Annotated in this window: 22 protein-coding genes and 1 pseudogene; 12 read left to right on the top strand and 11 right to left on the bottom strand. The window is 69.2% G+C overall.

The window, feature by feature from the left end:
• Nucleotides 1-6 precede the first annotated feature (6 nt).
• Nucleotides 7-432, bottom strand: a complete 426-nt coding sequence (locus AB0B61_RS18770; RefSeq protein ID WP_358432985.1) for a transposase — start codon at nucleotides 430-432, stop codon at nucleotides 7-9.
• The gene (locus AB0B61_RS18775) at nucleotides 425-727 is read right to left on the bottom strand and encodes a hypothetical protein (protein WP_358432987.1); all 303 of its coding nucleotides are present in this window, start codon (nucleotides 725-727) and stop codon (nucleotides 425-427) included. Before AB0B61_RS18775 ends, AB0B61_RS18770 begins: the two co-directional genes overlap by 8 nt.
• Nucleotides 728-864: 137 nt before the next feature.
• Between AB0B61_RS18775 and yicI the strand changes: the two genes are divergently transcribed.
• Together yicI and AB0B61_RS18785 are read left to right on the top strand one after the other, a co-directional pair.
• A complete protein-coding gene (gene yicI / locus AB0B61_RS18780; RefSeq protein WP_358432989.1) occupies nucleotides 865-3,096 on the top strand; it encodes an alpha-xylosidase in 2,232 nt (743 codons plus the stop codon).
• 24 nt (nucleotides 3,097-3,120) lie between these two features.
• A complete protein-coding gene (locus AB0B61_RS18785; protein WP_358432991.1) occupies nucleotides 3,121-4,578 on the top strand; it encodes a GH1 family beta-glucosidase in 1,458 nt (485 codons plus the stop codon).
• A gap of 19 nt (nucleotides 4,579-4,597) precedes the next feature.
• On the opposite strand, the gene AB0B61_RS18790 is transcribed toward AB0B61_RS18785, so the two are convergent.
• Entirely contained in the window at nucleotides 4,598-5,488 is an 891-nt protein-coding gene (locus AB0B61_RS18790; RefSeq protein ID WP_358432993.1) for a helix-turn-helix transcriptional regulator, read from the bottom strand.
• A 200-nt stretch (nucleotides 5,489-5,688) separates the two neighbouring features.
• On the opposite strand from AB0B61_RS18790, the gene AB0B61_RS18795 reads away from it, so the two are divergent.
• Nucleotides 5,689-6,711, top strand: a complete 1,023-nt coding sequence (locus tag AB0B61_RS18795) for a zinc-dependent alcohol dehydrogenase family protein (RefSeq protein ID WP_358432995.1) — start codon at nucleotides 5,689-5,691, stop codon at nucleotides 6,709-6,711.
• A gap of 16 nt (nucleotides 6,712-6,727) precedes the next feature.
• On the opposite strand, the gene AB0B61_RS18800 is transcribed toward AB0B61_RS18795, so the two are convergent.
• The gene (locus tag AB0B61_RS18800; protein WP_358432997.1) at nucleotides 6,728-7,525 is read right to left on the bottom strand and encodes an alpha/beta fold hydrolase; all 798 of its coding nucleotides are present in this window, start codon (nucleotides 7,523-7,525) and stop codon (nucleotides 6,728-6,730) included.
• Here AB0B61_RS18800 and AB0B61_RS18805 point away from each other — a divergent pair.
• Nucleotides 7,478-7,774: pseudogene (locus AB0B61_RS18805) on the top strand (helix-turn-helix domain-containing protein); the annotation flags it as partial. The gene AB0B61_RS18800 and the pseudogene AB0B61_RS18805 sit on opposite strands and share 48 nt — an antisense overlap.
• A gap of 36 nt (nucleotides 7,775-7,810) precedes the next feature.
• Here the strand turns inward: AB0B61_RS18805 and AB0B61_RS18810 are convergent.
• Nucleotides 7,811-8,044, bottom strand: coding sequence for a cation transporter (locus AB0B61_RS18810; RefSeq protein WP_358432999.1), 234 nt, complete (start codon nucleotides 8,042-8,044; stop codon nucleotides 7,811-7,813).
• Between the two features lie 238 nt (nucleotides 8,045-8,282).
• Between AB0B61_RS18810 and AB0B61_RS18815 the strand changes: the two genes are divergently transcribed.
• Complete coding sequence (locus AB0B61_RS18815) at nucleotides 8,283-9,209, top strand: helix-turn-helix transcriptional regulator (protein WP_358433001.1); 927 nt, start codon at nucleotides 8,283-8,285, stop codon at nucleotides 9,207-9,209.
• A 65-nt stretch (nucleotides 9,210-9,274) separates the two neighbouring features.
• Here the strand turns inward: AB0B61_RS18815 and AB0B61_RS18820 are convergent, their stop codons facing one another.
• On the bottom strand, nucleotides 9,275-10,051 hold the full coding sequence (locus AB0B61_RS18820; protein ID WP_358433003.1) for a hypothetical protein: 777 nt from the start codon (nucleotides 10,049-10,051) through the stop codon (nucleotides 9,275-9,277).
• A gap of 1,257 nt (nucleotides 10,052-11,308) precedes the next feature.
• Nucleotides 11,309-11,911 carry a CGNR zinc finger domain-containing protein gene (locus AB0B61_RS18825; RefSeq protein ID WP_358433005.1) on the bottom strand — a complete coding sequence of 201 codons (603 nt, stop codon included), beginning with the start codon at nucleotides 11,909-11,911 and terminating at the stop codon, nucleotides 11,309-11,311.
• A gap of 100 nt (nucleotides 11,912-12,011) precedes the next feature.
• Between AB0B61_RS18825 and AB0B61_RS18830 the strand changes: the two genes are divergently transcribed.
• The 3 genes from AB0B61_RS18830 to AB0B61_RS18840 all read left to right on the top strand — a co-directional run bounded on the left by AB0B61_RS18830 (nucleotide 12,012) and on the right by AB0B61_RS18840 (nucleotide 14,020).
• Nucleotides 12,012-12,464: a VOC family protein gene (locus tag AB0B61_RS18830; protein ID WP_358433007.1), complete on the top strand. Its 453-nt coding sequence runs from the start codon at nucleotides 12,012-12,014 to the stop codon at nucleotides 12,462-12,464.
• Nucleotides 12,465-12,609: 145 nt separating this feature from the next.
• Complete coding sequence (locus tag AB0B61_RS18835) at nucleotides 12,610-13,401, top strand: pyridoxamine 5'-phosphate oxidase family protein (protein WP_358433009.1); 792 nt, start codon at nucleotides 12,610-12,612, stop codon at nucleotides 13,399-13,401.
• Nucleotides 13,402-13,564: 163 nt separating this feature from the next.
• Nucleotides 13,565-14,020, top strand: coding sequence for a nuclear transport factor 2 family protein (locus AB0B61_RS18840; RefSeq protein WP_358433011.1), 456 nt, complete (start codon nucleotides 13,565-13,567; stop codon nucleotides 14,018-14,020).
• Nucleotides 14,021-14,060: 40 nt separating this feature from the next.
• Here the strand turns inward: AB0B61_RS18840 and AB0B61_RS18845 are convergent, their stop codons facing one another.
• From AB0B61_RS18845 to AB0B61_RS18855, 3 genes are all read right to left on the bottom strand, one after another.
• Nucleotides 14,061-14,801 carry an alpha/beta hydrolase gene (locus AB0B61_RS18845; protein WP_358433013.1) on the bottom strand — a complete coding sequence of 247 codons (741 nt, stop codon included), beginning with the start codon at nucleotides 14,799-14,801 and terminating at the stop codon, nucleotides 14,061-14,063.
• The gene (locus AB0B61_RS18850; RefSeq protein ID WP_358433015.1) at nucleotides 14,692-14,997 is read right to left on the bottom strand and encodes an AAA family ATPase; all 306 of its coding nucleotides are present in this window, start codon (nucleotides 14,995-14,997) and stop codon (nucleotides 14,692-14,694) included. The genes AB0B61_RS18845 and AB0B61_RS18850 overlap by 110 nt, the downstream gene beginning before the upstream one ends.
• A gap of 82 nt (nucleotides 14,998-15,079) precedes the next feature.
• Nucleotides 15,080-15,607 carry a carboxymuconolactone decarboxylase family protein gene (locus tag AB0B61_RS18855; protein ID WP_358433017.1) on the bottom strand — a complete coding sequence of 176 codons (528 nt, stop codon included), beginning with the start codon at nucleotides 15,605-15,607 and terminating at the stop codon, nucleotides 15,080-15,082.
• 58 nt (nucleotides 15,608-15,665) lie between these two features.
• Between AB0B61_RS18855 and AB0B61_RS18860 the strand changes: the two genes are divergently transcribed.
• From AB0B61_RS18860 to AB0B61_RS18870, 3 genes are read left to right on the top strand one after another with little or no spacing between them, the layout of a single operon-like run.
• Nucleotides 15,666-16,337 (top strand): GNAT family N-acetyltransferase, encoded by a 672-nt coding sequence (locus AB0B61_RS18860; RefSeq protein WP_358433019.1) that lies wholly within the window; start codon nucleotides 15,666-15,668, stop codon nucleotides 16,335-16,337.
• Nucleotides 16,338-16,380: 43 nt separating this feature from the next.
• Complete coding sequence (locus AB0B61_RS18865; protein ID WP_225291595.1) at nucleotides 16,381-16,755, top strand: BlaI/MecI/CopY family transcriptional regulator; 375 nt, start codon at nucleotides 16,381-16,383, stop codon at nucleotides 16,753-16,755.
• A complete protein-coding gene (locus AB0B61_RS18870; protein WP_358433021.1) occupies nucleotides 16,752-17,702 on the top strand; it encodes a M56 family metallopeptidase in 951 nt (316 codons plus the stop codon). The genes AB0B61_RS18865 and AB0B61_RS18870 overlap by 4 nt, the downstream gene beginning before the upstream one ends.
• 101 nt (nucleotides 17,703-17,803) lie before the next feature.
• Here AB0B61_RS18870 and AB0B61_RS18875 read toward each other — a convergent pair whose 3' ends face one another.
• A complete protein-coding gene (locus tag AB0B61_RS18875) occupies nucleotides 17,804-19,180 on the bottom strand; it encodes an MFS transporter (protein WP_358433023.1) in 1,377 nt (458 codons plus the stop codon).
• Nucleotides 19,181-19,258: 78 nt separating this feature from the next.
• On the opposite strand from AB0B61_RS18875, the gene AB0B61_RS18880 reads away from it, so the two are divergent.
• Nucleotides 19,259-19,843 carry a TetR/AcrR family transcriptional regulator gene (locus AB0B61_RS18880; RefSeq protein WP_358433025.1) on the top strand — a complete coding sequence of 195 codons (585 nt, stop codon included), beginning with the start codon at nucleotides 19,259-19,261 and terminating at the stop codon, nucleotides 19,841-19,843.
• The last annotated feature ends 97 nt before the right edge of the window (nucleotides 19,844-19,940 follow it).

Below are 19,940 nucleotides of genomic sequence, written 5' to 3' on the forward strand. Positions count from 1 at the left end.
CACTGATCAACTACCACCGACCGAAGCCGGTGGTTCGCTCTCGCGGTCCCGTCTGGGTGAAGGGAGGCCGGTAGCGTGTGGCTGGTTGATGGCAGCCCAGCCCGCTATGCCGCGTGTGGCGATGTTGCGGGCCGCGATGTGGTCGGCGTGCCCAGCGAGGCCACACCCTTTGCAGACGAACCGGCCCCGCGCCGGCCGATTCGCCCTGCTGATGTACCCGCACTCCGGACACGTCTGCGAGGTGTAGGCGGGATCGACCAGGACGAAGGCGATCCCGGCCCGGGCGGCCTTGTAGCGGGTGAACGTGATCTGCTGGGCGAAGGCCCAGCTGTGCAGGGTGCGCCGCTGGAACCGATGAGCCCTGACCCGCCCGCGGATACCCTGCAGATCCTCCAGGGCGACCCCACGGCCGGTGCGTTCGGCTTCACGCACCACGAACTGCGCGCCGGTTGGCATATGCGCCCGCGACCCGGGCGATCGCCCGCACAGCCGCTTGCGCGCCGAGCCCGGCCACCTGCGCCCGCACCTCGTAGTAGGCCAGCCGATGCAACTCCACCACAGCGAAGGCACGGCGCTGCCACGCCAGGCGGGACACGACCGTGGCCGCCTGATTGCACAACAGCACCGCCGCCGCCAGCGCGTCGGCTTGGGCAGGGGTGGGGGTGAGCCGCAGCTGCACGATCGAGGGCAGGCCGTGGCGTTTGGTGGCGGAGCGGCGGATCGCCATCGCGCACCTCCTGTCACAGTGGCCTCACCCACCGCACACGTTACCGAACGTTACCAAGGCTTTCCATACTGTTTTCGAAAGGAGGGGTGGCGCTTCCTCCCGGCCCTGAAGGACCGGGTCTCCGCGCCACCATTCAGATGAAGTTCACCGACGGTCTCTGGCAGCTGCGTCCCGGCGTCACCGCGTTGTACGCCGCCGAGGCCCATGACATCTGGGCGGAGGACGGGACGGTCACCGTGACCGCGCCCACCACCGTCATCCACCGCCGGGGCGACACGCTCAACCGGCCCGTGCTCTCGCTGACCCTGTCGTCACCGCTGCCGGACGTGATCCGCGTACGCGTCGACCACCACGTGGGAGGCGGCGAGGAACGCGGCTTCGAGCTGCCCGGCGCCGAGGACGGCCACGGCGTCGTCAAAGCGGACGACACGAACGGGGCGACGCTCACCAGCGGCGCGCTGAGCGCGACCATCGCACCCGGAGCCCCGTGGAACCTGTCCTTCCACGGTGACGGACGCCCGCTGACCTCCAGCGGCCACAAGTCCATCGGCTACTTCCGGCTCACCGATGACGCGCGCGTCGATTCGGCGCCGGTCGGCGCCGCCCGCTCCTCCGTCCACCTCGCCCAGCAGCTCTCGCTCGGCGTGGGCGAGGTGGTGTACGGGCTGGGGGAACGCTTCGGGCCGCTGGTCAAGAACGGCCAGACCGTGGAGATCTGGAACGCCGACGGCGGGACCTCCTCCGAGCAGGCGTACAAGAACGTGCCGTTCTACCTGACCAACCGCGGGTACGGCGTCTTCGTCAACCATCCCGGGCATGTCTCGTACGAGATCGGGTCGGAGGCGGTGCAGCGGGCGCAGTTCTCGGTCGCGGGAGAGAGCCTCGAGTACTTCGTGATCTACGGGCCGACGCCCAAGCGGATCCTCGAACGCTACACAGCGCTCACCGGCCGTCCGGCCCGCCTGCCCGCGTGGTCCTACGGCCTGTGGCTGTCGACCTCGTTCACCACCGACTACGACGAGCGGACCGTGAGCTCGTTCATCGACGGCATGGCCGAGCGCGACCTGCCGCTGTCGGTCTTCCACTTCGACTGCTTCTGGATGCGCGAGTTCAACTGGTGCGACTTCGCATGGGACCCGCGCGTCTTCCCCGACCCCGAGGGCATGCTGGCCCGCCTGCGCGCGAAGGACCTGCGCGTCTGCGTGTGGATCAACCCCTACATCGCCCAGCGCTCGCCGCTGTTCGCCGAGGCCGCCGGGCAGGGCTTCCTGCTGAAGCGTCCCGACGGGTCGGTCTGGCAGTGGGACCTGTGGCAGGCCGGGATGGGGCTGGTCGACTTCACCAATCCCGCGGCGACCCGGTGGTTCCAGTCCAAGCTGCGCGCGCTTCACAACCAGGGAGTCGACGCTTTCAAAACCGACTTCGGGGAGCGCGTCCCGCTCGACGTCGCCTATTTCGACGGGTCCACGCCCGAACGGATGCACAACCTCTACACGCACCTCTACAACACGGCCGTGTTCGAGGTGCTGGAGGAACAGCGCGGCCGGGGCGAGGCGGTGCTGTTCGCGCGGTCGGCGACCGCCGGCGGCCAGCGGCTGCCGGTTCACTGGGGCGGCGACACGGGATCGACCTACGAGTCCATGGCGGAGAGCCTGCGTGGCGGCCTGTCGCTCGCCTTCTCGGGCTTCTCCTTCTGGAGCCACGACATCGGCGGCTTCGAGGGCACCCCGGATCCCGGCGTCTTCAAGCGCTGGGTAGCCTTCGGACTCATGTCGTCCCACTCGCGGCTCCACGGCTCCTCGTCCTACCGCGTGCCCTGGGCCTTCGACGAGGAGGCGGTCGAGGTGACCCGCCTGTTCACCAAACTCAAGCTCCGCCTGATGCCGTACCTGTTCCAGGTGGGCGTCCAGGCCCACGAGAGCGGGACGCCCGTCATGCGGCCCATGGCGATGGAGTTCCCCGAGGATCGCAACGTCGCCCACCTCGACACCCAGTACATGCTCGGTCCCGACCTGCTCGTCGCACCGGTCTTCAGCCCCGACGGCAGGGTCGAGGTCTACCTGCCGGACGGCACGTGGACGAACCATCTGACGGGCGAGCGCGTCGAGGGCGGCGGCTGGCGCACCGAGACGCACGGCTTCACCTCGATGCCGATCTACGTACGCGAAGGCGTCGTCCTGCCCATCGGGGCCAGGGACGACCGGCCGGACTACGACTACCTCGACGGCCTGACCCTCCGCGTCTACCCGGGACCGGACGGCGAGAGCACCCTCACGGTCACCGACCAGGCGTTCACCATCACCCGCTCCGGTGGCCAGGTTTCCGTCTCTTCTTCCCTCGCCTCCGGCTGGACCTACGAACTCGCCTGACGGCGCCACGAAACGAGGACCTTTATGACGCCCAACCGCGACGACTACCGCGAATCCGGCCTGACCTTCCCCGCCGGCTTCCTCTTCGGCTCCGCCACCGCCGCGTACCAGATCGAAGGCGCGGCCACCGAGGACGGGCGCGGGCCGTCCATCTGGGACACCTTCTCGCGCACGCCCGGCAAGGTGTGGAACGGCGACACGGGAGACGTGGCCGACGACCACTACCACCGCCTCGAAGCGGATCTCGACCTCATGAGCGAGCTCGGGCTGGAGGCCTACCGCTTCTCGATCGCCTGGCCGCGCATCCAGCCCACCGGTCGCGGCCCGGCCAACCCGAAGGGGCTGGACTTCTACAGCCGCCTCGTCGACGGCCTCCTCGCTCGCGGGATCACCCCCGTCGCCACCCTCTACCACTGGGATCTGCCCCAGGCGCTCGAGGACGAGGGCGGCTGGACCGACCGCCGGACGGCGTACGCCTTCGCCGACTACGCCCGTATCGTCGGCGAGGCCCTGGGCGACCGCGTCGCCGTCTGGACGACCCTCAACGAGCCCTGGTGCTCGGCCTACCTCGGCTACGGCTCGGGCGCGCACGCGCCCGGCCGTACCGACGGCGCCGCGGCCCTCGCGGCCGTGCACCACCTCAACCTGGCGCACGGCCTGGCCGTCCAAGAGTTGCGGCAGGTGGTCACCAACGCGCCCCAATACGCGATCACCCTCAACTTCCACGTCCTGCGGGGCGCGGGCGACGGCGGCGAGGAGGCCGTACGCCGCATCGACGCCCTGGCCAACCGCGCCTTCACCGGGCCGCTGCTGCGCGGAGAGTACCCGGCCGACCTGCTCAAGGACACCGCCGGCGTCACCGACTGGTCGTTCGTCCACGAAGGCGACCTGGCGGTCATCCACCAGCCCCTCGATCTGCTCGGCGTCAACTACTACTCGACCACGACCGTACGTCTCTGGGACGGCGCGAGCCCGCGGCAGAGCAACGACGGCCACAAGGACATGGGCGGCTCGCCCTGGCCGGGGGCCGACCAGGTGGAGTTCGTCGAGCAGGCCGGGCCGTACACCGACATGGGCTGGAACATCGACCCGGGCGGCCTGGAGGAGCTCCTCCTCCACCTGCGCGCCGAATTCCCCGGCCAGGCCCTCATCATCACGGAGAACGGCGCGGCCTTCCCGGACGAGCTCACCGTCGAGGCCGACGGGACGCGCGCCGTTCACGACGCTCAGCGCGCCGACTATCTCCGGCGCCACTTCGTGGCCGCCCACCGCGCGCTCCAGAGCGGCGTCGATCTGCGCGGGTACTTCGTGTGGTCCCTCATGGACAACTTCGAGTGGGGGTACGGCTACTCCAAGCGGTTCGGCATCGTGCACGTCGACTACGACACGCTGCGGCGTACTCCCAAGGACAGCGCGCACTGGTACCGCGACCTCATCACCGGCCGCACCATCCCGGCGCTTTCGGTTGATTCACTCGGTTGAGCGCGCGCAGGCGGGCGATTCAATCGGTTGAGAGCGCGCGCGGGCGGGAATCCGTCTCCTGCGAGGCCGCCCACGACGCGAGCAGACGCAGCGCCTCCTCCGAGGGCGAACTGGGCTCGGCGGCGTAGATGGTGAGGGTGAGGCCGGGTTCCGCCGCCATCTCCAGGCCCTCGTAGGCGAGGGTGAGCCGCCCTACGACCGGGTGGTGGAAGGTCTTCATGCCGGTGCCGTGGTGGCGGACGTTGTGGGCGCTCCACCGCCCGCGGAACTCCTCGCTGCGTGTCGACAGCTCGCCGACCAGATCGTGCAGCTCTTTGTCGTGCGGGTTGCGACCTGCTTCGGTACGGAGGATGGCGACGCAGGTATCGGCGAAAAGCTCCCAATCCGGATAGAACCGATGGGCGTTGTCATCGAGGAAGGTGAACCGGGCGAGGTTCGGCGGCCGGTGCGGCCCCGCGTAGACATCGGCGTAGAAGGCGCGCGCGAGCCGGTTGGCGGCCAGGACGTCCATCCGGCCGTTGCGGACGAACGCGCACCCTTCGGTGACGGTGTCGAGGGTCCATCGCAGGCTCGGGCGGGCGGTCCACTGCTTGGCCGCCCGTCGCCGGGGCCGCACGATCGCACTCGTTCCGTCGGCGGCTCGCGCCAGGTCGAACAGATGCGCCCGCTCGGCCTCGTCGAGCTGGAGTGCCCGGCAGACGGCTTCCAGCACCCCGGCTGACACTCCGGCGAGGGCGCCTCGCTCGAGTTTCGAGTAGTACTCGATGCTCACGTCGGCCAGCGCGGCGACCTCGCCGCGCCGGAGCCCCGGGACCCGGCGGTTGGTTCCGGCGGGCAGTCCGGCCTGCTTCGGCGTGATCTTGGCGCGCCGCGAGACGAGGAACTCGCGGACTTCCTGACGATTGTCCACTCTTCGACCGTACGCCCCACGGGCCGTGGACTGGGATGCCCTCCCAGTACACCTCTCAGCAGGAACTCCCTGGCCAGGGCCTGCCCGCAACGACATCGCCATCTTCTATGCCGATGACGGTCAAACGGCCCCGCTGTCCGGCCTGATCCGCCCGGACCGCACAGACACTGATCTACACATCATCGGCAAGGAGATCCCTGATGCGTGGCGCCGTACTGCACGCCCCCCGTGACGTCCGGGTGGAAGAGCGCGAGGACCCGAAGATCCTCGCCCCCACCGACGCGATCATCCGCCTGCCCGCGACCTGCGTCTGCGGGTCGGACCTGTGGCCGTACCGCGGGATCGACGCCGTCCAGGAACCGTCCCCGATGGGTCACGAGTACGTGGGCATCGTCGAGGAGGTCGGCGGCCAGGTCACGGCGATCCGGCCAGGCCAGTTCGTGATCGGGTCCTTCTTCGCCTCCGACAACACCTGCGAGATCTGCCGGGCCGGCTACCAGAGCTCCTGCGTTCACCGGGAGCTGATGGGCCCGCTCGGCGCCCAGGCGGAGCGGCTGCGCGTACCGCTCGCCGACGGCACGCTCGTCGCCACCCCGGACATCCCCTCAGAGGACCTCGTTCCCAGCTTCCTGGCCGCGTCCGACGTGCTGGGCACCGGCTGGTTCGGCGCGATCGCCGCGCAGGCCGCCCCCGGCAAGACGGTCGTGGTCGTCGGCGACGGCGCGGTCGGCCTGCTCGCGGTGCTGGCCGCCAAGCAGCTCGGCGCGGAGCGGATCATCGCGATGAGCCGCCACGAGTCCCGGCAGCGGCTCGCCCGCGACTTCGGCGCCACCGACATCGTCACCGAACGCGGCGACGAGGGCGTAGCGATGATCAAGGAACTCACCGGCGGCCTCGGCGCCCACTCGGTCATCGAGGCCGTCGGCACCCAGGAGTCGATGATGCAGGCCATCCGCTCCACCCGCCCCGGCGGCCACGTCGGCTACGTGGGCGTCGCCCACGACGTCGCGCTGCCCGGTGAGGAGCTGTTCTTCTCGCACGTGCACCTGCACGGCGGGCCGGCCCCGGTCCGTCAGTACCTGCCCGAGTTCGTCGACCTGATCTTGGACCGCCAGATCGACCCCGGCAAGGTCTTCGACCTCGAACTACCGCTCGAACAGGCCGCCGAGGGCTACCAGGCCATGGACGAACGCCGCGCCATCAAGGTCCTCCTGCGCCCATAGACTCCCGCCGCTTGGTTCACTGCGCGACGTGGGCGAAGGTAGGCATGAGCTCTGTGGCGAAGACGGGGACGTCGGTGATGAATCCGATGTGCCCGCCGGGTAGCTCGACCACGTCTCTGGCCAGGTGCCGGCCCAGCTCCACGGTCGCCTCGTAGCACGGGCGCCCCTGTGATCGGCGACCGGCCGCCGGGATGACGCGGCCGGCGTGCGGGGCGAGCGCGGCGAGATCCACGGGGGCGGGCGGGTACTGGCGCAGCTCGTGCTCGAACCAGTAGGCGGCGTTGGCGTCGTTCCTGGGGGCGCGGGCCATGTGCTGGTGATCCGACGGCGCGAACGTCTGCTCTCTGAACGCCTTCATCGCGGGCTCGATCCCTTCTCGCATGTACAGGTCGTACACCTCGGAGAAGACGTCCGCCCACTTGTCGCCGTCAGGGAGCAGCCGCAGGGCGGGCGGCTCGTACGGGATGAGCGTGCGCACCACGGACGGGTGGCGGGCGAGGAGTTCCAGGGCGACGGTCGCCCCGGAGCTGGCACCGAAGACGATCACCGGGTCGGCGCTCAGATGCTCGATCAGGCGCCGTGCGTCGTCGGCGTCGGTTTCCAGGCGACGGTCGTAGTCCTGGGGACCGTCGAGATGACTCCGGGAGAAGCCGCGGCGGTCGTAGACGACGACGGTGTGCTGGGGGGCCAGGTGCGGGATGAGCGCCCGGTAGACGTCGGCCACTCCGGGCGCTCCCGTGATCAGGACCATCACGGGGCCGCTGCCATGGGTCTCGTAGTAGAGGCGGGCCCCTGGGGCTTCGAGAGTGCTCATGCGGTGTGGACTCCTCGTCAGCTCAGAATTTTACGATACATAGTGTATATATCAAATTCATCCTGTTCACTTGGAGAGACAAGTTTCGGCCTGGCCACGCACGTCCTGCGGCGCTGGGAGGCGACGGGTCTACTCGCGCCGGCCCGTATCGGCGGGGAGCGCCGCCGATACGGCACCGACGACCTCTATCGCGTGGCCGCGATCCTGAGCGCCAAGGAGGCCGGATTCAGCCTGGACGACGTCCGCGAAATGATGGCGTCCGCGCGCGACAATCCACGCGGCACATCACGTTTCCATGACGTCGCAACCGGCCGCTTCCATGGCGGCCCGCACCTCCAGCTCGTTCACGGGGCCGTCGGTCAGGATGCTCACCCGAGATTCCGCCGGATCGACGTCCACCCCCACGACTCCCGGCACCTGGATGAGCTCCGCCTTGACGGCGCCAAGACAGTGCTCGCACGTGGCCGGCGACAGGCCGGTGACGCGATAGGCGACAAGGCTGTACGCAACGGTGATCAATGGGATTCCTCCTCGTTCGCGGCGAAGACGTTTCGCCTCACTCACCGATCGTGCTGCAGACCAGGGTGCCTGTGGAGGGCGCGAAAGCTTCCGGAGTAGGACATGGCGGAAATCAGACCTCTTTGCCGACAAAGGAGCTGATATGCCAATGTTCAGGTTGGTCCAGCATGAAGGGAGCCAGGTGGACAGCGGTGCATTTTCCGGAGACGACGGTGTTGCGCGCTCTTTGTACGCCCGTATGCGCCAGGGAGGCGAGTCGCTTACCGAGGCCGCGGAGAAGCTGAGCCTGACGGCGGCGGACATCGACCGGGCCCGCGACGAGCTCACCCGGCTCCACCTGCTGAACCCGGAGACACAGGCCGCCGCCGACCTGACCGCGGCGCTCAATCGCAGCCTGCGAGGCAGCCATCGCATGCTCGACAACCTCCTCGAGCAGCACGTCAAGATCGCCACACTGGCCAAGCACTACCTCGGCCTGCCCGAGCGGACGGACAACCACGCCGACATCGAGTTCTTCCCATGGCCCGACCACCGCCGACAACTCCACGACCGGCTCAACGAGCTGTCCGAACTGGCCGAACACGAGGTGCTCGGCATGCACCCGATCGCTGCCTGGACGCGTGAATCTCTCGACGCGGGCTTGGCGCGCAGCGAGGCGAACATCCGCAACGGCGTACGAGTGCGCAGTCTGCACGCCCAGATCGCCATGGCGAACCCGCTGATCCGCGAGTACACGGCGCGGTGGCGGGAGCTGGGCGTAGAGATACGGGTCACCCCGGTGATCCCCACACGCATGCTCATCTACGACCGCACGACCGCCGTCGTCCAGGCCCACCCTGAAGACCTGGACGCCGGCACTGTCCTGATCCGAGGCGCCGGCGTGGTGAAATCCCTCGCGGCGATCTACGACTACTGCTGGACGACCGCCTCCGAGCCCGAGGACGTGCCCCGCTCCGCCGACGGCTCCTCACTCACCGAACAGCAGCGCGCGGTGCTGCGCATGCTGGCCGCCGGCATGAAGGACTCCGCCATCGCCCGCAGCATGGGTGTCTCCACACGTACCGTCACCCGCGTGGTGGGCGAGCTGACAGTACTGCTGGGAGCGGGCAGCCGCTTCCAAGCAGGCGTCCGAGCGGCCCGGCTCGGCTGGCTCGACATCCACTGACCGGCTCCATCCACCGGGCCCCTTGACATCCTCCGCCGATGAATCACGGGCCGATCGTCACTCCGTCAGTCACTCAGAATCTGGCCCGTGGCCTGGGGCTGCTGCCACATGTCACGACCGTTGCTCCACAGCTCGGAGGCGTGGAACGCGAACCGATCGAACAACCCGTCCTCCTGGCACCGCCTCAGGTGCAGCATGGGCGAGTCGTGCCCGACCAGCTTGGCCAGGTGCGGCGTGACAAGCATCTCCGAGTCGAACCGGAACACGCTCATGGCGATGTGCGCGTCCCCGTACCGCGCCTCAATCCCAGGAACGTCGCGCAGCCGCTTGATCTCCGACAGCGTGATCCGGATGCGCGTGGAGACGGTCAACGGGACGTTCTCCACTTCCTCACGGCTGCGTGTGACATCGCTCTCCGGGTCGCCGACGAGGAACCGGATCTTGCAGCCCTGCTGAGCCTTCCGTTTGAGCACCTTGGCCAGGTTCGGGTGTTCCAGCCACAGGAAATAGTTCGTGTAACCGGCGAACACGATCTCATTTCGCGCAGAGTTGATGAGGTTGCGCCAGATTGATGTCGGGCATGCCGAGCGATACGGATAAGTGGTCAAGACTTCCTTGTCCGGCCCCGTTTTCACCGCATTGCGAATTGCGTCTGGCCATAGCACGGATGTCTCAACTCCTAGTGCCTCTGCGGCGACCCACTGGTGTCGCAGGTGCGGGACACGAGTCTCGTCCTGCAGCCAGCGTTCCACCGTCTTGATGTCCACGCCACACCGGTCGGCCAAATTCTGGTTCGTGACCTGGGCATTCAGCATGGCGCTGCGTAGGGCGACGTTGGCCACGGGGCACCTTGGGGTGGAGGACGTCAGGGACGTTTTGAGCGTAGCGCCATAACGTCCTGGACGTCTAAATAACGCGGTTGGTTCGTCGCTCTTCAGTAAGCACGCTGACCACATGTCCATGCCGGTAATTCTCGAAGACCTCCGGGAGGCTTTTCCTGGTTGGTGCATTTGGCGCAGTTCCGCAGGACGCCTATGGGCCACTCGGAACAGCCGCTGCCTGTCGCCGCACGAGGTAGATCACGGCCTCTGCCAGACGGTCGACGCCGACGACATCACCCAACTCGCCGAGCAGTTGAGAGAGCAGGACGCCAGAGAACGAGCACTGTGAACGCGAGCCGTACGGTCAGGCCTCGCGATCACCCGGATACTTCAACCGTGACCCTGAGATCGCCGAGTGGGAGAGCCCTGTTGAGCTCCTCCAAGAGTGCCGTCCCAGAGAGACTGGGCGGCCCATAGTGGGCATACCACTGCTGACCATCGTTCGTGGTCACGGAAATTCGTTGATCATCGTCGATGAGATTCGCTTCGTGCACCCTGCCTCCCCGTATCTCTTGAAGAATGAATGAGAGATCACGTCTGTCGTAAGGGTCGTATGTCGCGAAAGCCACTAGCGCCCCCGCAAGGACGTGCGCAATGGCCAGGGCGGTCAGCGACTTGACCCTCAGTCTCGGAGGGCTGTCCGCCGATAAGGAATTGATCATGGAACCTCTTCCATTCGACATGATCAATCGTGCCATACGCCTTCATCACGGCACGACGAGAACGGCACCGATGTTCAAACGCCTCGGAGACAGCCTGGATCGGTCGCGCTCGGGTCAGCCGCGCGAGGGAGACGCTCAACGGCCCGGCCCAGCGGAGCCTGCGGCCGTACCCAGCTCACCGAGCGTTCCACCCGCAGGACGTCGTCGAGCCGGGACGATCGCATCGTGCGTACGAGGTCGTCGATCCGGCCTTCGGGAACACGGTCTCGATGGGCGAAGGACTTGAGCCGCACCACCCCGTCTGCCCCCAGGGAGAGGCCGCGGTCGAGGATCTCCGTGGCGCCCTGCCCAGGCGGGTCCAGGGCATAGACCGTATTTCGCGAGCCGGCGATGATCAGAAGCGAGGTCAGCCTCGGGGTTGCTCCACCTCAGCCGGCTGACCTGTCGCGGAGACGTGGCGGAGCCGGAGCACCGCGAGCACCGGTGCGCGGACCGGAGGCGATATCCGGCGGTCCGGGTCAGCTTCTCGATCGGCGCCAGGTCGCCAATGCGATGCTCAGGCCTCGGGCTCCCGCCGCACCTTCGCGTAGTGACGGGCGGCTCGCGCCCGGTTTCCGCAACCGGATGAGCACCACTCGCGCCGTCCGGTATCGCGGACGAAGTACAGCACGCAGCCCGGGCCATGGCAGGCGGACAACTGGCCACGCAGTGGCCCGGCGAACAGGTCGACGGCGTCTTCGGCCAGGGCGGCGAGGGCGGCGGCTACCGGGCGGCCCGCGGCGCGCACCGTCGCGTGCGGCTCAGGGGTGGTGCGCAACTCGCGCCAGCGCGGGGTCTGGCCCGCGTGACGGTTGAGGGTCGCGACCACGTCCGGCTCGGGTTCACGGTCGTTCACGGCCGCGTCGGCGAGGGCTCGGACCACGTCTCGGAGCTCTCTGGCAAGGCGCAGGTCGCCGTCGGTCACACCCTGAATGTCGGCATCGGTGAGCGTGATCGCGAGGCGTGGGCGCATGTCGCGCAGCCACGCCGCCAGGTGCTCGACGCTCCGCAAGCCATCCTTGCGACGGCCTCTGACCGCGTACGTGGTGTTGCCGAGTTCGATGGACGGCGGCTCACCGAGGAGCGGAGCGCCGCCATCCGCAAGGTGTGCCACTTCCACTCTTCTAACGCTATCTCCAGCTTGACACCGTTACAAACCAGGCGACATATTCTAATGGTCCGCCGAGCGGCGAACCGTGAGAAACGACTGGAGATCCCGTATGAGCGCACCAGCCCTGCAGACCGGGCACGTCGGCCTGAACGTGACTGATTTGCCGCGTTCCATTGCCTTCTACCGCCAGGTCTTCGACTTCGAAGTCATGAGCGAGCGGACCGACGGCGACCGCAGATTCGCCCTCCTCGGCCGCGACGGCATCCTGCTGGTCACGTTGTGGCAGCAGAGCAGCGGTACGTTCGCCACCGACCGGCCCGGCCTGCACCACCTGTCGTTCCAGGTCCCCGACATCGAGGCGGTCCGTCGCGCCGAGACCACCTTGCGGGAACTCGGCGTACAGCCGGTCTATGACGGGATCGTCCCGCATGGCGAGGGCGGATCCTCCGGCGGCGTCTTCTTCACCGACCCGGACGGCGTCCGCCTGGAGATCTATGCGCCGAGCGGCGCCGACACCGCACCCGCGCCCACGCAGGGCGCGCCGACGTGCGGCTTCTTCTAACGGATGCACCTGCGCCCGGGCCGCCCGGGCCAGCGCGGGAAAGGGATCCCTCATGCTTCACCGAGGCGAACACGCAGTACAGCGCCGCGCCGGTCTGACCACCGACGGCTTGGGATCAGCCGGCGTGCGGGCGACCATCCCACCAGTGGCGGCCGAATTCCTCAGCCGACAGCGCCTGATGGTGCTCGCAGCCGCCGATGACACCGGCGCGGCCTGGGCCGGCGTGCTCAGCGGCCCGCCCGGCTTCGCCACCGCCCCCGACGACCGTACCGTCGTCGCCGACCGGCTTCCCGGCCCCGGCGATCCGCTCGCGGACCTGTTCGACGCCGAGCGGCCGGTGGGCATGCTCATGATCGAGCCGGCCACCCGGAGACGGATGCGGATCAATGGCCGCGCCCACCGTCACGGAGATCAGCTCTTGGTACGCACCGAACAGGTGTACTCCAACTGCCCGAAATATCTTCAAACCCGCGCCTACATCGACGACCCGCCCTCCGCGCACAGGACAGCACTCGTCACCGGCGAACTCACCACCGGTCAACAGCAGTGGATCGCCGCGGCCGACACGTTCTTCATCGGCACTTATGCGGCGGGGCTCGGGGCCGACGCCTCACACCGCGGCGGCAACCCCGGCTTCGTCGCGGTGACCGGCAGCCGCCGGCTTACCTGGCCCGACTACGTCGGCAACTCGATGTACATGACGTTGGGCAACCTTGAGCTCGAGCCGCGCTGCGGGCTGCTGTTCCTGGGCTGGGAGAACGGTCACACCCTGCACCTGACCGGCCGCGCCCGCGTCGACTGGGACCAGGACCGGGCGGCCGCGGTGCCTGGCGCGCAACGACTGATCGACTTCGACGTCGAAAGAGTCATCCAGATCACCGGTGGCCTCCCCCAGCGGTGGTCGTTCGACACATACTCCAGGTTCAATCCCGCCTGAACGCCTTGGCAGCTGAAAGAGAATCATGCGGGTCCGTGTCGGCATGACCCTGTGCCGTGCGTGTTCGCCGCCCCGGAGGTCTTCGCTCTCGCGAGGCGGAGAGCCGATCCGGGTAGAGCACTGGAACACCCACCTACCGCCACCTGCTGACCAAGGAGCACAAATGACCCGTCCGCCTGTCCCGCCCTTCACCGCCGAGACCGCGCACGCCAAGGTGCAGGCCGCTGAGGACGCCTGGAACACCCGCGATCCGGAGCGCGTGGCACTCGCCTACACGCCGGACTCGATCTGGCGCAATCGCGACGAGTTCGTCACCGGCCGAGCGGAGATCATCGCGTTCCTGACCCGCAAGTGGACCAAGGAACTGGACTACGCGCTCCGCAAGGATCTCTGGGCGTTCACCGGCGACCGGATCGCCGTCCGCTTCCAGTACGAATGCCACGACGCCGACGGGCGATGGTGGCGCAGCTACGGCAACGAGCTCTGGGAGTTCGACGCCGATGGGCTGATGCGACGACGCGAGGCGAGCATCAACGACCTCCAGATCACCGCCGAGGAGCGCCGCATATTCGGCCCACGCCAGGCCAGTGATCAAGGCATGTCCATTCCGCTCGCATAGGCCCAGAACTCCTGAAGCCACGGCGAGCCGGCCGATGGTGTCACCCGGCCGTGTGCGCGAGGATGGCGGCCGCCAACTCCTCATGCACCTCGGGCGGCAGCGTGTGCCCCATGCCGGCCACGATCATCAGCCGCGCCCCCGGGATCTGCTCGGCGATGATCGCGCTGTGGCCCGGTTTGGCCGGCTCGTGGCTCCCCTCGATGACCAGGGTGGGTGCCTTCACCTGATGAAGCACGCCCACCGGCTCGAAGTCGGGCTTGGCCATGGCGGCCAGCCGGTGGTTGGCCACCGCCGACAGGTCGCGGGCCCGGTCGTAGATCCGTTCCTGCAGCCGCCGCGCCGCGTCCTCGTCGAACGGCAACCCGGTGCCGTGCAGCAGCCGCTGCTCGGCGATCATGCCGTCGATCCGCGCGCGCCGGTCCGCCGGTGGCGGGGCGGCCATCAGCGTGCGGTAGAAGGCCACGAACTCCGGCGCCGGCTCCGGCAGGCTCCCCTCGGGCTGCGGCTGTCCCATCAGGGCCCGCATGATCACCTGGCCCTCGCCGCCGCCGAGCGGGGAGGAGCCGATGACGGTCAGCGAGCGCACCCGCTCCGGCCGCTCCACGGCGGCGAACTGGCCGAGCAGGCCGCCCGCCGAGTGGCAGACCAGGTGCGCGCTCGCCAGGCCGTGGTCATCCATCACGCGGTAGACGTCGTTCTTGATGTCGTCCCATGTGTACGGCCGCGCCGCGAAGTCGACGGTGCCCGACATGCCGGTGTCGCGGTGGTCGTACCGGATCACCCGGCGGCCCCCGGCGGTCAACGCCGGTGGTCCGCAACACCCGCATCTCGCCACCGCGCGCGGCCGCCGCGTCAAGCAGGGCGGTCTTGCCCGCCCCCGCCTTGCCGCGCAACACCACCGCACCCCCGACGCCATCGCGGGCCCGCGCGATCACCTCGTCGAGTGCGCTGATCTCCACAGATCTTCCATAAAGCACAAAAACCCACTGTAGGAGGCCTCAGATGATCGCTCCCGCCGACCGCAGGCCCGGCCTCACCAGCTGGGCCCGTATCTGCGACCTACGCGGTCTCTTCTGCCGGTTCCAAGCCCACCAGGAGGTTGAAAGCGCCGGTCAGGAGATTGAGGGCGACGACGCCCACGATCTCCGCCACGATTCGGTCGCTCCAGCCATGCGCCCGAACCTCCGCGACGTCCTCATCCGTGATCGACGACGGCTCGGCCAGCACACGCACGGCCAGGGCGATGAGCGCCGCCTCCCGGGCGTCGGTGGACGTGCCCTGCCGGGCCAGCGCGATGTCGCTCTCGCTGAGCCCAGCCGCGCGCCCGGCCTCGGCATGCGCCTGAAGGCAGTGGCCGCAGCCGATCCATTCCTGCACGGCGAGCGAGATCTTCTCACTGAGCGCGCGCGGCAGCTTGACGCGCCTCATGGCGCGCGAGAGGTCCAGGTATCCCTGCAACAGCGCGGGTGAGTGGGCCATGGTGGCGACCATGTCGCCCACGCCACCCCTCCTGCCGATGATGTCGTTCAGCAGCTCTCTGGATTTTTCCGGCGCCTCAGCGGGATCGAGGGGGGCCAACCGTCGCATATGTCCTCCTAAAGGTTCTCAGGTACCCTACCCCCCTAATGTATAAGGGAGGAAGGCGATGGAGCGACGGCTCATGGAGCACCTGTCCTGCTGGCTTGGCGGCCGGCCCGCCACGAGTGGGCTGGACATCATCGGCACGCCCAGGCGCGTCAGCCCAGGATGGGACGGCAAGATCCACCCGGTCATGGGAGTGGCAAGCCCGGCGGGCGGCGTGCTGTCGGTCCCGGCCGAGCACGCCGCGACCGTGGCGGAGCAGTACGCCAAGGACACCGACCTCACCACATTGGGGCCACGGATCCCCGGCCTGGTCGGCTTTCCCGAGCGCGGCTGGTTCACCGCCGTCTATCGGTGGACCACCCATCCCCCGCCTCTCCCTGACGCCGGGGTCTGGGCACCCGCCGATGCCCCGGAGGTACCCGACTGGCTGCGGCCGTTCGGCGGGGACGTCCTGGTCGCCACGGATCCGGCAACCGGAGAGCACCTGGCGGGGGTCGGCATCAAACGACACGACGCCCACGGGCACGAACTCGCCGTCGTGACCGCACCCCAGGCACGCGGCCGTGGCCTGGCGCGCGGGCTCGTCGCCCAGGCGGCCCGGCGGGTGCTGGACGAAGGCGCAGTCCCCACCTACATGCACGACCCCGCGAACCACGCCTCCGCCGCGGTCGCCGAGGCTGCGGGCTTCAGCGACCTGGGATGGCTCGCCTTCGGCGCGACCGAGGCACGCTAGTGTCGGCGAGCGATATGACTACGATCGCCGGTAGGATCAGTGCATGATACGAGGCCTGGGTGAGCTCGAATCCACGATCATGGATTGGTTGTGGGCGCGGCGCCGACCGGCTTCCGTACGCGACGTGCTGGAAGGTCTGCGTCAGGAGCGGGTGATCGCGTACACCACGGTGATGACCGTGATGGACAACCTGCACACCAAGGGCCTGCTCAAGCGCCGGCCCGTCGGCCGGGCCTACGTCTACGAGACGGTGGCGTCGAAGGAGGCCTATACCGCCGGCCTGATGCGCCGCGCGCTGGCGGGCAGCGGCAACCAGGCCGCCACGCTCGTGCACTTCCTGGAGCAGCTCACACCGGAGGAGGCCGCGGCGCTCGAGGCGGCGTTGCAGGTGTTCCCGCCCCGCGGAAGGCCGGCATGATCGCCGCCGTCGTCCTGGTGCTCTACACGATCGTCGCCGCGATCTGGCTGCCCGAGCTGGGGCGGCGGGCGGCGCGCTGGGCCGAGCGGGCGCCGCGGCTGGCGATCGTGTTGTGGCAGGCGGCCGGCGTGTCGGTGGTCGCCTCGGCGGTGCTGGCCGCGCTGGCCTTCGCCGTGCCCGCGGACGTCGTCGGGCACGGCTTGGCCGAGCTGTTCGCGATCTGCGCCGACATGCTGAGCGATGGTTCCGGCCTGACGTGGACGAGTGCCGTGGCGCTGCCGGCGGCTGTCCTGATACTGGCCAGGACCGCCTACTGCGGCGCGGCGGTCCTGCTCAGAGCCCACGTCGAACGTCGCGAGCACGCGGCGATGCTCGACCTCCTGGGCCGGCATGACAACGACCTGGGCGCGGTGGTGATCGACTACGACGAGCGACTGGCGTACTGCGTGCCCGGCAGGCGCGCCAAGATGGTCATCACCACGGGTGCGCTGCACACTCTGGCGCCCGAGCAGGTCACCGCGGTCCTGGAGCACGAGCGTGCGCATCTCCGCGGCCGCCACCACCTCGTGCTGGCCGCCGCCGAAGCCCTGGCCAGGGCGTTTCCCGGCGTCCCGCTGTTCGAGCGGGCCAGGACGGAGATCACCCGGCTGATCGAACTGCTGGCCGACGACGTCGCCGCCCGCCGCCACCCCCGCGCGCAGATCGCCGCCGCGTTGGTCCGCCTGGCCACCGGCCGAGCGCCGGCGTTCACGCTGGGCGCGGGTGGAGAGACGGCGCTCACCCGGGTACGCCGCATGCTCAACCCCGAGGCGCCGCTCCGCCGCCGCGAACGCCTGACCGGACTGGCGGCGGTCGCCGTACTGCTGGGCGGCCCAGCGATGGTCGCGCTGGTGCCCGGCGTCAGCTCCTTCCTCGCCCATCACTGCCATTCGCTCTTCATGCTTTGATCTACGGTCTGCCCTAGTAGACCAACCTCACCACGGTGGTGCTGGCCGTGGCGTTGGCCTTCGTGTTCGGCTACGCGCTGACCATGCGCGGCGTGCCGCTTTCATGCCGCTGGATCCTTTCTGCCGGGGAAGAAGGTGATCGCGAGGGCGGCACACAGCGCCATCAGGACGGCGGACATGACGAAGGCGAGGCCGTACCCGTCGGTGAGCGCCGCGCTCAGCGGCGTCCCCGCCCGAAGCCGGTCATCGGTACGGGCGGCGGCCGCGGTCGCCAGGACCGCCAGCCCGAGCGCGCCACCGAGCTGAGCACTGACGTTGAGCACCGCGGCGGCCAGACCGCTCGCGGAGGAGGGCACGCCGGACAGCGCGGCATCGGTGAGCGGCACGACGACGATCCCGTGTCCGGCGCCCACGACCACCATGGGCACGATCAGGCTCGCGAGCAGCCCGGCGTCCGGCGAGATCCAGGCCAGCGGCAGCAGGCCGGCGGCGGCGACCAGCGCGCCGAACGCCAGGACCGGCCGCGCGCCCAGGCGGCCGACCAGCAGCGGGCCGAGCCACGAGGCGCCGACCATGACGACGGTCATCGGCACGTACGCCAGACCCGTCACCAGCGCCGAGAACCCGAGTACCTCCTGCATGAACAAGGTGGCCAGGTAGAACAGGCCGAACAGAGCGCTGGCCCGTACCACTTGGATCAGGTTGGCCCCGGCCACGGATCGGATGCGGAACAACCCGAAGTCGACGAGCGGCCGCCGCGCGACGGCGTTCTCGTGGACGGCGAAGTAGCCCAGCAGCACCACCCCGACGAGCAGGAGCCACCATTCCGCGCGCAGCACCGCGTAGATCAGCAGCCCGACTCCCGCGCTGACGGTCACCGCGCCCACGACATCGAACCCCCGCCCCGGCTGCGGCTCGCGACGCGCGGGCAGCACACGACCTGCCACCACCAGCAGCACGCCGATCGGCACGTTGATGAAGAAGATCCACCGCCAGCCCGGCCCGTCGGCGAGCAGCCCGCCCGCGACCAGCCCCAGTGCGCTGCTCACCGCCGTAGCCGTGCCCCACACCGCCAAGGCGCGGCTGCGCGGCCGCCCCTCGGGGAAGATCAAGGTGATCATGGCCAGGGTCATCGGCGCGACCAGCGCGGCCGCCAGCCCCTGCACACCCCGAGCCCCGACCAGCACGCCGGCGCTCGGCGCCAGCCCGGCCACCAGCGACGCCCCGGTGAACAGCGCGATGCCGCCCATCAGGATCCGCCGGTGGCCGAGCAGATCGCCCAGCCTCCCGCCGAGCAGCAGAAAGCCGCCGAAGGGCACCATGTACGCGGTCACCACCCAGGACAGATCAGCCGCCGAGAAGGCCAGCTCGTCCTTGATCGCGGGTAACGCCACATTCACCACCGTGCCATCGACGGCGTCCAGCACCTGTGCCAGGCACAACACGGCCAAGGCCACCGCATGCCTCCGCGTCTCCATGACCCTCCCTAGAATGAACACTCGCTCATACAGTATGAGCGAGTGTTCATTCTGGCAAGGCCGGTAAACTCCGGAGCCATGTCACCGCGCGGCGTCACCATCCCCGAAGTACGGCAGCAGCTCTTCGACGCCGCCGAGCAGATCCTGCTGCGCGAGGGACCCTCCGGGCTGACCAGCCGGGCGATCACCCGGGAGGCCGGGGTCGCCGCCGGGCTGCTCCACAACCACTTCGGCGACCTGGACAGCTTCCTGGCCGCACTGTTCGTCGACCGGGCGCGGGCGGCGACCGCGCGCCTCCGGGAGCTGGCCGCCCACGCCGGATCCGGGACCGTGGTGGACAACGTGATGGCGACCATCGAGCCGCTGCTCGCCGGCAACCTGCTCGCGCTGGGCGGGCTCGCCTTGGCCAGGCCGTCCATAGTGAGCGGGCTGGGCAAGGCGCACGGCGAGGGGGCGCTGGAGCTGGACGCGAACGAGCGCGTGATCGCCGATTACCTGGAGTCCGAGCAACGACTCGGCCGCGTCCCGGCCGGCGCCGACACCGCCTCGATCGCCCTCGCCCTGGTCGGCGCGGCGCATCAACTCCTCCTGACGCGCGGCCCGCACGCGCCGGACCTGCGCGAGCGCATCCGCCGCGTGGCGGACGCGCTCCTCCCCCACTGAAACCCACGCGTGGCGGACGCGCTCCTCCCCCACCGAAACCCACGCGTGGCGGACGCGCTCCTCCCCCACCGAAACCCACGTGTGCCGGACGCGGCGG

The organism is Nonomuraea sp. NPDC049158, assembly GCF_040648335.1.
GTDB lineage: Bacteria > Actinomycetota > Actinomycetes > Streptosporangiales > Streptosporangiaceae > Nonomuraea.

Excerpts from the sequence above, each read along its gene's own strand:
- AB0B61_RS18855 (WP_358433017.1), bottom strand. The coding sequence starts at position 15,607 with ATGCGACGGTTGGCCCCCCTCGATCCCGCTGAGGCGCCGGAAAAATCC.
- AB0B61_RS18865 (WP_225291595.1), top strand. The coding sequence starts at position 16,381 with ATGATACGAGGCCTGGGTGAGCTCGAATCCACGATCATGGATTGGTTG.
- AB0B61_RS18870 (WP_358433021.1), top strand. The coding sequence starts at position 16,752 with ATGATCGCCGCCGTCGTCCTGGTGCTCTACACGATCGTCGCCGCGATC.
- AB0B61_RS18860 (WP_358433019.1), top strand. The coding sequence starts at position 15,666 with ATGGAGCGACGGCTCATGGAGCACCTGTCCTGCTGGCTTGGCGGCCGG.
- AB0B61_RS18785 (WP_358432991.1), top strand. The coding sequence starts at position 3,121 with ATGACGCCCAACCGCGACGACTACCGCGAATCCGGCCTGACCTTCCCC.
- AB0B61_RS18795 (WP_358432995.1), top strand. The coding sequence starts at position 5,689 with ATGCGTGGCGCCGTACTGCACGCCCCCCGTGACGTCCGGGTGGAAGAG.
- AB0B61_RS18815 (WP_358433001.1), top strand. The coding sequence starts at position 8,283 with ATGCGCCAGGGAGGCGAGTCGCTTACCGAGGCCGCGGAGAAGCTGAGC.
- AB0B61_RS18875 (WP_358433023.1), bottom strand. The coding sequence starts at position 19,180 with ATGGAGACGCGGAGGCATGCGGTGGCCTTGGCCGTGTTGTGCCTGGCA.
- yicI (WP_358432989.1), top strand. The coding sequence starts at position 865 with ATGAAGTTCACCGACGGTCTCTGGCAGCTGCGTCCCGGCGTCACCGCG.
- AB0B61_RS18830 (WP_358433007.1), top strand. The coding sequence starts at position 12,012 with ATGAGCGCACCAGCCCTGCAGACCGGGCACGTCGGCCTGAACGTGACT.
- AB0B61_RS18840 (WP_358433011.1), top strand. The coding sequence starts at position 13,565 with ATGACCCGTCCGCCTGTCCCGCCCTTCACCGCCGAGACCGCGCACGCC.
- AB0B61_RS18880 (WP_358433025.1), top strand. The coding sequence starts at position 19,259 with ATGTCACCGCGCGGCGTCACCATCCCCGAAGTACGGCAGCAGCTCTTC.
- AB0B61_RS18800 (WP_358432997.1), bottom strand. The coding sequence starts at position 7,525 with ATGAGCACTCTCGAAGCCCCAGGGGCCCGCCTCTACTACGAGACCCAT.
- AB0B61_RS18775 (WP_358432987.1), bottom strand. The coding sequence starts at position 727 with ATGGCGATCCGCCGCTCCGCCACCAAACGCCACGGCCTGCCCTCGATC.